Below are 10,829 nucleotides of genomic sequence, written 5' to 3'. Positions count from 1 at the left end.
ATCAGGGGCAGCGTGTCCGTGGTGCTCGCGCTGGGCCCGGTGCAGTGGTTCCTGGCCGGGCCGCTGAAGAGGTTGTCGGCCAAGCGGCGCGTCATGCCGACGATGGTCGCCCTGGGCATCACGGCGGTGCTGCTGGCGGTGTTCGGGCTGCTGTTCGCCTCGGCGGACGCGGTGTTCGCCACCTACCTGCGGCGGGTGATGACCGCGCCGGAGTGGGCGGAGTCGGCGCCGTTGCGGATCTTCCTCTTCGTCCTGTTCGCCGTGCTGCTGGCCGCCGTGGTGCTGGTGGCGCTCAGGCCGGTGAACGATCCCGTGGGGCCGCGCGAGAAGTTCAGGGTGAGCACGAGCATCTGGCTGGTGCCGCTCACGGCGGTGAACCTGTTGTTCGCGTCGTTCGTGGCGGTGCAGATCACCACGCTGTTCGGGGGCGACGCCTGGGTGCTGGAGACGGCGGGGCTGAGCTACGCGGAGTATGCCAGGCAGGGGTTCTTCCAGCTGGTCGTGGTCAGCGTGTTCGTGCTGGGCATCGTGGCCGTGGCCGGCGGGCTGCTGAAGGCGGAGCGGCGCGAGCGCTGGATGCTGGCGGGGCTGCTCGCGATGTTGTGCGGGCTGACGATGGTGGTGCTGGTCTCGGCGCTGCACCGGATGAACCTCTACACCGACGCCTACGGCCTGTCCAGGCTGCGGCTGTCGGTGCAGGCCACGGTCTGGTGGCTGGGGGCGCTGTTCACGCTGGTGCTGCTGGCCGGGGCGGTACGGTTCGCGGGGCGCGACTCCGGCTGGCTGCCGCGCACGGTCGTGCTGGTGACCGGGATCGGCCTGGCGGTGTTCGCCGTCGTGAACCCCGACCTGCGGGTCGCGTACTCGCAGGTGGAGGTGCGCGGGGTCACCGACCTCGACTCCGACTACCTGGGCGATCTCGGCGCGGAGGCGGTGCCGGCCCTTGACCGGCTGCCAGAGCCGCAGCGCAGCTGCGTGCTCGCCGACGTGGTCGAGGCCAACGGGCTGGACCGCCCCGACCCGTGGAACGGCTGGAACCTGGCCCGCTCGCAGGCCCGTGACTTACTGGCCGAACATCCGGTCAACCCGTCGGTGGAGTGCGGACGGAGGCCGTACCGCGGCTCTGATTGAATCCTTGGGTGAGGTTCGACGTAGTCATCAGCGGCGGCAGGGTGCTCGACGGCACGGGCGCCCCGCCGTTCCGCGCGGACGTGGCGGTGGCCGGCGACAGGATCGCGGCGGTGGGCCGGCTGGACGGCGCGCAGGCCGAGACGGTGATCGACGCGGCGGGCCGGTTCGTCGCGCCGGGTTTCGTGGACTGTCACGCCCACGGCGACGCGGTCGTGTTCGATCCGGCCGTGCAGAGGGCGGCGCTGCGGCAGGGGGTGACGACGTTCGTGCTCGGGCAGGACGGCCTGTCCTTCGCGCCCGGCTCGGCCGCGACCGTCGCCTACGCCGCCCGCTATTTCGCCGCCGTCAACGGGCCCCTGCGGGGCGGGGCGCCGCGGGAGGGGCCGCTGACCGTGGGGGAGCTGCTCGACGGCTACGACCGCGCGGTGGCGTTGAACACCGCCTACCTCCTGCCGCACGGCACGATCCGCTACGACGTCATGGGCCCGTCGTCCGCTCCCGCCTCGTCCGGCGACGTCGCGGCGATGGTGCGGCACGTCGAGCGCGGGCTCTCGGAGGGCGCGGCCGGCCTGTCGAGCGGGCTCGAATACCTGCCGGGCGGCTACGCCTCGGCCGAGGAACTGGCCGCGTTGTGCGCTCCGCTCGGCGGCCTCCCCTACGTCACCCACATGCGCGCCTACGGCACGGAGGCCGGGGTCGGCATGGCGGAGGTGGTGGACATCGCCCGGCGCTCCGGCGCGGCCGTGCACGTCTCTCACCTCCACGGTCCCGCGGACGTGCTGCTGCCGCTGGTCGAGCGGGCGCTCGGCGAGGGCGTCGACCTGACCTTCGACACCTACCCCTACCTGCGCGGCAACACGATCCTGGCCATGGTCGTGCTGCCGCCGTCGGTGCCCGGCGCCGAGACCGACCGCGCCCTGGAGATGATCGCCTCCGACGGGCTCGACGACTGGTGGCCGACGCTGGCGGACACCTGGCCGAGGCTGACCGTCTCGCACGCGCCGGCGCTGGAGTGGGCGGAGGGCCTGACCATCGTGGCGGCGGCCGAGCGGGCGGGGCTGGAGCCGGCCGCGTTCTGCCGCCGCCTCCTGGCAGAGACGCGGCTGGAGGCGGGCGTGGTGTCCGCCCGCCCCGACGAGGGCCCTGAGGGCGAGGAGTCCGTACGCCGCGTGTTGCGTCATCCGTCGCAGACCGGCGGCTCCGACGGGATTTATGTGGGTGGTCATCCGCATCCGCGGGGGTTCGGGGCGTTCGCCCGGTTCCTTGGCCGGCATGTCAGGGAGCTCGGCGACTGGACGTGGGAGCAGGCCGCGGTGCACCTGGCCGCGCATCCGGCCCGGCGGTTCGGGCTGACCGACCGGGGAATTTTGCGGGGCGGGTTCGCGGCCGACGTGGTGGTGTTCGACCCCGACACGGTGACCGACCGGGCGACGTACGACGCTCCGCGCACGCTCGCGTCCGGCGTGGACGACGTGCTCGTGTCGGGGACGCGCGTGCTGGCCGGGGGAGAGTTGACCGGCGCCACGCCGGGGCGTGCGCTGCGGCCGTGAGCCCGGCCGGGCCTTGCCGGAAATGTCAGGATTCAGGATATCGTCGGACGCTGAAGGAAAGGGGCCTCGTGCAGGAGACGCTCGGGCGGTCGATCTTCGAAGGAACGCTCGGTTTCCCGCTCATGGTGGTGCGCCAGGACGCGCTCGCACACAACGTGGCGACGATGGCGGCCTTCGCCCGCGACCACGGTCTTGAGCTGGCGCCGCACGCCAAGACGCACATGTCCGCCGAGATCGCCGCGCTCCAGCTCCGGGCGGGCGCCTGGGGGCTGACCGTCGCGACGCCGCGCCAGGCCCGCGCGGCCAGGAAGTTCGGCGCGGACCGGATCATGGCCGCCAACCAGGTCGTCGACCCGGCGGGGCTGGCCTGGGCGGCCGGAGAGCTGGAGCGTGATCCCTCGTTCGAGTTCCTGAGCTTCGCCGACTCCGTGGCCGGGATCGGCATCCTGGCCCGCCACGCGGGGTCGCGGCCGTTCCGGGTGCTGGTGGAGCTGGGGCACGAAGGCGGCCGCGCCGGATGCCGTTCGCTGGACGACCTGCTGGCGGTGGTGGCCTGCGCGCAGGAGACGCCCGGGGTCGAGCCGGTGGGGGTCGCGGGTTACGAGGGCGCGCTCAAGACCGCCGACGACGTACGGAAATATCTGGACGCGTTGCGGGAGGCGGTCGAATACCTCCGCGTCCGCCACCCGATCCTGACCGTGGGCGGCAGCCAGTGGTTCGACGTGATCGGACGCGAGCTCGTCGCCACCCAGGCCCGCATCCTGCTGCGCAGCGGCGCCTACGTCACGCACGACGACGGCTACTACCGCGAGCGCACGCCGTTCAACCGCATGGCGGGCGAGCTCCGGCCGGCGCTGGAGGTGTGGGCGCACGTGCTCTCCACACCCGAGCCGGGGCTGGCGGTCGTCGGCATGGGCAAGCGGGACGCGCCGTACGACGAAGGGCTGCCCGTCGCGCGGCGCGCGGGCGTCACCGTCACGAAGATGCAGGACCAGCACGCCCTGGTGCGCGGCGACGGGCTGGAGGTCGGTGACCTGCTGGCGTTCGGCATCTCGCACCCGTGCACCGCGTTCGACAAGTGGCGCGAGCTGCCTCTGGTGGACCAGGACTACCGTGTCGTGGGCACGATACACACCGACTTCTAGGGAGAGATCGTGAAGAAGGAGCTCAGGACCACCGAGGGCGCCGCCCCGATCGGCGCCTACTCCCAGGGCCTCGTGGTGGGCGACTTCGTCCACACCTCCGGCATGGGGCCGATCGACCCGCAGACCGGTGAGGTCGACGGCGACGACGTCGCCACCCAGACCCACCGCGTCATGCGCAACCTCGGCGCCATCCTCGCCGCGCACGGCCTCGGCTTCGACGACGTGGTCAAGGCCACGGTCCACCTGCAGCACCTCAAGCGCGACTTCGCCGCGTACAACGAGGTGTACAAGTCCTACTTCAACCCGCCCTTCCCCGTACGCACCACCGTGGGCTCCGAGCTGATGGACATCCTCGTGGAGATCGACTTCGTCGCTCACAAGAGCGCTTAAGGTCTGCTTGTGGACAGTTCGGTGTACGCCTTCGTCGAGGACCTTCGCGGCGAGGGCGTCGAGCGGGTGCTCGACAGGATCAGCGCGTACGGCGTGCGCGGCGTCACCGTCGGCGCCGTGCACCACGCCTCCCGCGACGTCACCCCGCACGGACTGTCCCGGCTGACCGTCCGCCACGACGCCGCCCACTTCACCCCGCCGCCCGACCTGTTCGCCGGGCTGCGCCTCGCTCCCGTGCCGGGCTACCAGGACGCGTTCGACGGGCTTGGCGAAGCGTGCGCGCGACGGTCCATGAAGCTCCACGCATGGACGGTCTTCCTGCGCAACGCCACGCTCGGCACCAGGCATCCGGACGTCACCGTCCGCGACTGTTTCGGCGACCGGGGCTCGCTCACCGACCTGTGTCCCGCGCACCCCGACGTACGCGACTACGCCGTCGCGCTGGCCAGGGCGGTGGCCAGGCTCGGGGTCGACAGCGTGGTGGCCGAGTCGCTGCACTTCAGGCCGCTCAAGCCGCAGCGCTCGTTCGTGCCCCTCGGGCCGATGGACACCTACCTGTTCGGGCTCTGCTTCTGCGACTACTGCATGCGCCGGGCCACCGACCTCGGCGTGAACGCAGACGTGGCGCGCGACGAGTGCGCGAGGATCGTGGGCGGCGTGCTCGACGGCGACCCGGCGGCGCAGGGCGAGGTGACCAGGGCGGCGCTGACCGCGTACGCGGGGCCGGAGGTCGTCGCCTACGCCAGGGCCCGCTCGGAGACCGTGACCACGCTGGTGTCCGAGGTGGCCTCCGCCGTGGCGGACGAGGGGTCCAGGCTCGTGTTCGTCGACTCGACCGGCGCGGTGAAGGGCTACACCGACGGGCTGCCCACACCGGGGCTGGCCGCGCACGACGCCTGGCAACTCGGGGTCGACCTGGTGGCGCTGGGCGACCTGGTGCCCGCCTTCGGTGTGCTGGCCTACGCGCGCGACGCGGCCAGGGTGGCCGACGACGTGGGAGCCTACCTGCGGTCCGTGGGCAAGGACCGCGAGGTGCGCGCCGTGTTGCGGCCCGGCCACCCCGACAGCGACTCGGCCGACCGGCTGGTGGCCAAGGCCAGGGGCGCCAGGGCGGCGGGCGCGCTCGCGGTCGACTTTTACGCGTACGGGCTGGCGCCCCACCCCGTGCTCGACCGCATCCCGGCCGCCCTGTCGTTGTGAAGCCGCGTCATCGTCTCCCGGCGAACGCGGTGGCCACTCCCAGACCGAGGTAGACGACGCCGCTGACGTACCTGAGCGTCCTCGCCCTTTGGCGCAGGCGGTGGCCGAGTGCGCCGGCGGCGAACGCGTACACGATGTCCGACACCAGCCCCAGGCACAGCGCCGTCAGCCCGAACACCATCACCTGGAGGGTCGGCGAGCCCGCGTCGGGCTGGACGAACTGCGGCAGGAACGCCAGGAAGAACAGCGCCACCTTGGGGTTGAGCACGTTGACCAGCACGCCTTCGAGGAACACCTTGGGCAGCGGTTGCCGCGCCGGCGCCCCCGTCTCGGCGTCCTTGCCCGTGAACGCGCGGATGCCCAGGTAGACGAGGTAGGCGACGCCCGCCCACTTGACGATCGCGAAGAGCGTCGCCGACTGCGAGATCACGTACGACAGGCCGGCGGCCGCGGCCGCGATGTGCACGAGTGTGCCGATCTCGACGCCGAGGGCGCTGGCCAGGCCCGCCGCCCGGCCCTGGGCGAGGCCTCTGGCGGTGATGTAGAGGTGGTTCGGCCCCGGGATGAGGATGAGGGCGAGTGAGGCGGTCACGAAGAGCGCGTACGTTGTTGGAGGGATCACAAAAAGGCAGCGTAAGATGCATATGGTAGGGAGATCAGGGCCAATCGGAGGCCATTTCCCCGGACCAATGCAGTGTCGGAGGAGCGTGGCATCGTTTCTGGCATGAAAGGTCTCCTCGTCGGGCGCTCCGCTGAGCTGTCCAGGCTCGTGCGGGTGGTGCGGTCGGCCGCCGAGGGCACGGCAGGCGTCGCCCTCGTCGGCGGCGACGCCGGCATCGGCAAGACGCGACTGGTCTCCGAGCTGGCCGCCGACGCTCGCGCGCGAGGTTTCCACGTGCTGGCCGGTCAGTGCGCCGAGCTGGGCGACGCCCTGCCCTACCTGCCGCTGGCCGACGCGCTGCGCGGCGCCGAGCCGGCGGTCCGCGAGGCCGCCGCCGCCCATCCGATGCTGGGCCGGCTGCTCCCGGGCAGGGAGAGCGCGGATTCGGCCGGGCTCACCCAGCAGCGGTTGTTCGGCTCGCTGCTCGGGCTGCTGGCCGACGTGCAGCCGGTGCTGTTCGTGATCGAGGACCTGCACTGGGCAGACCGGTCCACCCGCGATCTGCTGGTGTTCCTCAGCCGCATGGTGCAGACCGAGCGGGTCTGCGTCGTCGGCACCTACCGCACCGACGACCTGCACCGCCGCCATCCGCTGCGGCCGGTGCTGGCAGAGATGAGGCGGCTGCCGACGGTGACGCACGTCGAGCTGGGGCCGCTGAGCGTGGGCGACATGTCCGACTATGTGGCCACGATGGGTGAAGTGGGCGCTCAGGAGCTCGGACTCATCGTGTCCCGTGCCGACGGCAACCCGTTCTACGCGGAGGAGCTCTTCGCGGCCATGGCCGAGGGCGACGCGCTGCCCGACGAGCTGGCCGGGCTGCTCATGTCCAGGGTCGAGGTGCTGCCGGAGGCGGGGCAGCGGGTGCTGCGGGCCGCCGCCGTGGCCGGGCGCAGGGTGGAGGACGCGCTGCTGCGTGAGGTGTCCGGGCTGCCGCTGACCGAGTTCGAGGAGGCGGTGCGGGAGATCGTCTCGCGCGGGCTGCTCAGGGTCGACGGCTACGGCTACACCTTCCGTCACGCGCTGCTGCAGGAAGCCGTCTACACCGACCTGCTGCCCGGCGAGCGCACCCGGCTGCACGCCGCCTTCGCCCGGCTGCTCACCACGCCCGCCGAGCTGGCCCATCACCACCTCGCCGGCCACGACCTGGCCGGAGCGTTCACCGCCTCCGTCGAGGCGGGCCGCCAGGCCGCGCTGCTCGGTGCCCCCGCCGAGGCGCACGACCACTACGACCGGGCGCTCGGCCTGTGGGAGCGGGTCGACGGCGCGGCCGAGCTGGCCGGGGAGAGCCGGGAGGAGCTGGCGTTCCGCAGCGCCGTCATGGCGGCCGGGGCCGGCGACAACCACCACGCGATCAGCAGGCTCAGGGCCCTGCCGCCAACGTCCGAGGTGCTCGAGCGGCTCGCCTACTACCTCTACGAAGCCGACGACCCGGCGGCCGCGATCGCGGCCGCCGAGCGCGCGGTCCAGGCCGCGCACGACCCTCCGCAGCTCGCTCGTGCCCTCGCCACCCAGGCCCGCACGCTGCTCTGGAGCCCACGCCATCGCGAGATCGAGGGCCTCACCGCCCGCGCGCTCGACGTCGCCCGCGCCTGCGGGGCCAGGGACGCCGAGGCCGGGGCACTGCTCACGCTGGCCACCCACGCCGAATACCAGGGTGACACCGACAGGGCGCACGAGCTGGTCAAGACCGTCGTCGCCGAGGCCTCGGGCGACCTGGCGATGGACCTTCGCGCCCGCTTCCACCACGCCCGCATCCACTACGAGGGCGGCCTGCTCGACCACGCGGCGGAAGTGGCCGACGAAGGCATCCGCATGGCGTTCGAGACCGGCCTCAAGTGGAGCACCTACGGCACCGACCTGCGCTTCCTGCGTTTCCTCATCCACTACGTCGCGGGCGAGTGGGACCAGGCGGAGACGGTCGCGGCCGGCTTTCCCGCGCGGGTGGGCACCGTGCCCGAGGCGATCCTGTCGTCGTTCGCGCTGTTCGTCGAGGTGGGGCGCGGCCTGCCGACCGTGGAGAGCCGGCTGGGCTGGTTGCGGCCGTTCTGGTCCGACGAGCTGGCCGCATACATGTCACGGGGCCTGGCCGCCGAGCACGCCCTGTGGAACGGCGACCCGCGGGCCGCGCTCGACCACGTGAACGCGGTCATGGAGCGGCTGGTCGAGGGCGAGTCGGGCAACGTCCGCATGGCCGCCGTCGGGCTGTGGGCGCTGGCGGAACTCGGCAGCACCGACGGCGCCGACGAGTTGCGCCGCCGCGCCCGTGCGGCACTCGACGCCGGCCCCACCGGCGAGGGCGGCCACCTGGGCCCCGAGGGGCGGGCGTGGGGGCTGCGCGTCGAGGCCGAATGGCGCCGCGTGCACGGCCGGCTCGACGTGGACCTGTGGCGGCAGGCGGTGGAGACCTTCGACTACGGGTTCGCCTACGAGACCGCGCGTGCCCGCTGGCGGCTGGCCGAGGCGCTGCTCGCGGCGGGCGAGCGGGAGGCGGCCCAGGCGGAGTGGGACCTCGCCAGGGAGACGGCGGGCAAGCTGCGCGCCGCGCCGCTGGAGAACGCGCTGCACGAGTTCGGGCGCAGAGCCCGCTTCGGCGGCGGCCAGGGAACCGGAGGGCTCACGGCCCGCGAGTCCGAGGTGCTGCGCCTGGTCGCGGAGGGGCTCACCAACCGGGGGATCGCGGAACGGCTGTTCATCACGCAGAAGACGGTGAGCGTGCACGTCTCCAACATCCTGGCCAAGCTGGAGGTGTCGACCCGCACCGAGGCGGCCGCCGCCGCCCGCCGCCTCGGCCTTTTCGACTGACCGTCCTTACCGGGCGGATCATCGTGAGGCCTTCACCAGCAGGCCGGGTTCGCCGAAGTTGCCCGACTTGAGCAGCAGGGCGAGTCCGGATGAGGTGTGGATCCACGGGACTCCGCGTGCTGCCTCTGCGCCGATGACACCGCCGGGCACTCCGAGCGCGTTCACGACGGCGCCCGAGGTCTCGCCGCCCGCCGAGATCACGCGGGTGACACCCCGCTCGACCAGCCCTTGCGCGACGCGGCCGATCGCCGACTCCACGATCGCGGCCGACCGCTCCACCCCCAGGGCCTCCTGGACGCGGCGCAGCGCCGCGGGCTCGGCGGACGCGTGGACGAGAGGCGCGCCGGCCGCGGCGTCCAGCGTGTCGTACCAGGCCAGCGCGTCCCTGGCGAGCGACTCCGGATCCTGGTCGGCCAGCACGTCCAGGCGGTAGGCCGGCCTGCCCGCCTCGATCATGGCGGCGACCTGCTCCAGCGTACGGGCCGAGCAACTGCCCGCCAGCACCGCCGCGGCGCCCTGCGGCGCGAGGGCGGGCGCGTCCTCGCGCCCGGTCCGCGCGTGCGCCGCGGCGAGCCCTCCGGCCAGGCCGGCCGCGCCCGCGACCAGCGGCGCGTCCACCAACGCCCGGCCGGCGGTCACGAGGTCGGCGTCGTCCACGGCGTCCACGAGGGCGTAGCGCACACCCTCCGCCCGCAGCTCGGCCAGCCGCCGCCCGATCGCCCCCGCCCGGACCTGCGCCAGCGTCACGACGCCCGCCCGGTGGGCGCTCTGCCTCTCCAGCAGGCGCGGCAGGAAGGAGTCGGTCATCGGGGTCAGGGGGTGGTGGCGCATGTGCGACTCGCCGAGCAGGACGTCCCCGACGAAGAGGTAGCCGTTGTACTGCGTGCGCCCGTGCTCGGGCGAGCTGGGCGTCATGGCGACCACGGGCACGTCCATGGCCTCGGCCAGGGCGTCGAGGACCGGCCCGATGTTCCCCTCGGCCGTGGAGTCGAACGTGGAGCAGTATTTGACGTACACCTGCCGGACGCCGCGCGAGCGCAGCCGGCCGAGCGCCGCCGTCGACTGCGCGACCGCGTCCGCCCTGGAGGCCGTCCGCGTCTTCAGCGCGATCACGACCGCGTCGTGCTCGGGCGGCCCGGCCGACTCCGGCGGAAGCCCGAAGAACAGCACGGTACGGATGCCACGGCGGCGCAGGGCCACCGCGACGTCGGTCGCACCGGTGAAGTCGTCCGCGATGGCGCCGATCATCGTCGCCCCGCGCCCAGGTGGGAATCGAACATGACGCTGACGTTATCGGCGCACGTCGCCGCCGCTCACCGCGGGTCGGGGCACGGCTCCGAGACGGCCCGGCCGGTCACAGGTCGCGGAAGAGGAAGTAGTTCTTGTGGTCGGCCTGCAGGTAATGGTGGAACTTCGTGGCCTTGGCGCGGGCCGTCCTGTCGGCGGTGACGACCGTCAGGACGACGTACTTCTTGATCGCTCCTGAGCGGATCTTTCCGTAGACGAACGTGTCGAGCGCCTGGTCCCGGCGCCACTTCACGGCCTTGGCGGGGAGCTTGGCCAGGCGGGTCGCGGCGGTCTTGGCCGCGGCCTCGCTCGGGAACGCCATGATGACCTGGACCGCCTTGAGATGCCCCGAGTAGGCCGAGTAGGCGAGTTCGACGGCGCGCTCACAGTCGTTGGCGGCAAGCTCGCCCTGCCCGTCCACGGTGTCGCAGGAGTCGTACGTCCAGCCGCCCACCTTGTCGGCGGCGAACTTCGCGCTGCCCAGGCTGAACTTCCAGTCGGGGAACTCGCCGTGCATGATCGGCGAACCGGGCTCCGGGCGGTCGGACCCGCCGGAGTCCGTGCTCGCCTCCGTGCTCGCCTCCGTGGGCTGCGAGGTGGGCTGCGAGGTGGGATCCGACGTGGGGTCCTCCGGTTGTGCCGTCGGGTCGGCGGTGGGGTCGC

9 protein-coding genes are annotated in these 10,829 nt (G+C 72.8%); 6 read left to right on the top strand and 3 right to left on the bottom strand.

The genetic code is table 11. The features are described from left to right. The 5 genes from E1267_RS39595 to E1267_RS39575 all read left to right on the top strand — a co-directional run. A partial coding sequence (locus E1267_RS39595) for a DUF4153 domain-containing protein (RefSeq protein WP_132340773.1) occupies positions 1 to 1,131 on the top strand: 1,131 nt, incomplete at its 5' end. A gap of 8 nt (positions 1,132 to 1,139) precedes the next feature. Then, complete coding sequence (locus E1267_RS39590; RefSeq protein ID WP_132340771.1) at positions 1,140 to 2,681, top strand: N-acyl-D-amino-acid deacylase family protein; 1,542 nt, start codon at positions 1,140 to 1,142, stop codon at positions 2,679 to 2,681. Between the two features lie 68 nt (positions 2,682 to 2,749). Beyond that, positions 2,750 to 3,826 carry an alanine racemase gene (locus E1267_RS39585; RefSeq protein ID WP_246064575.1) on the top strand — a complete coding sequence of 359 codons (1,077 nt, stop codon included), beginning with the start codon at positions 2,750 to 2,752 and terminating at the stop codon, positions 3,824 to 3,826. Between the two features lie 6 nt (positions 3,827 to 3,832). Further along, positions 3,833 to 4,216, top strand: a complete 384-nt coding sequence (locus tag E1267_RS39580; RefSeq protein ID WP_165960057.1) for a RidA family protein — start codon at positions 3,833 to 3,835, stop codon at positions 4,214 to 4,216. A gap of 9 nt (positions 4,217 to 4,225) precedes the next feature. Continuing rightward, positions 4,226 to 5,416 (top strand): hypothetical protein, encoded by a 1,191-nt coding sequence (locus tag E1267_RS39575; protein WP_132340767.1) that lies wholly within the window; start codon positions 4,226 to 4,228, stop codon positions 5,414 to 5,416. A gap of 7 nt (positions 5,417 to 5,423) precedes the next feature. On the opposite strand, the gene E1267_RS39570 is transcribed toward E1267_RS39575, so the two are convergent. Next, positions 5,424 to 6,038 carry a LysE family translocator gene (locus E1267_RS39570; protein ID WP_132340765.1) on the bottom strand — a complete coding sequence of 205 codons (615 nt, stop codon included), beginning with the start codon at positions 6,036 to 6,038 and terminating at the stop codon, positions 5,424 to 5,426. A 102-nt stretch (positions 6,039 to 6,140) separates the two neighbouring features. On the opposite strand from E1267_RS39570, the gene E1267_RS47505 reads away from it, so the two are divergent. Beyond that, positions 6,141 to 8,879, top strand: a complete 2,739-nt coding sequence (locus tag E1267_RS47505) for a helix-turn-helix transcriptional regulator (RefSeq protein WP_132340763.1) — start codon at positions 6,141 to 6,143, stop codon at positions 8,877 to 8,879. A gap of 18 nt (positions 8,880 to 8,897) precedes the next feature. Here E1267_RS47505 and otnK read toward each other — a convergent pair whose 3' ends face one another. Together otnK and E1267_RS45035 are read right to left on the bottom strand one after the other, a co-directional pair. Continuing rightward, positions 8,898 to 10,127 carry a 3-oxo-tetronate kinase gene (gene otnK / locus E1267_RS39560; protein ID WP_132340761.1) on the bottom strand — a complete coding sequence of 410 codons (1,230 nt, stop codon included), beginning with the start codon at positions 10,125 to 10,127 and terminating at the stop codon, positions 8,898 to 8,900. Positions 10,128 to 10,233: 106 nt separating this feature from the next. Beyond that, positions 10,234 to 10,829: PT domain-containing protein (locus E1267_RS45035; protein ID WP_181957904.1), on the bottom strand; the 596-nt coding region annotated here is incomplete at its 5' end.

It is taken from the genome of Nonomuraea longispora, from assembly GCF_004348345.1.
Taxonomy (GTDB): Bacteria; Actinomycetota; Actinomycetes; order Streptosporangiales; family Streptosporangiaceae; genus Nonomuraea; species Nonomuraea longispora.
This window is presented reverse-complemented; position numbering and strand designations above follow the sequence as displayed.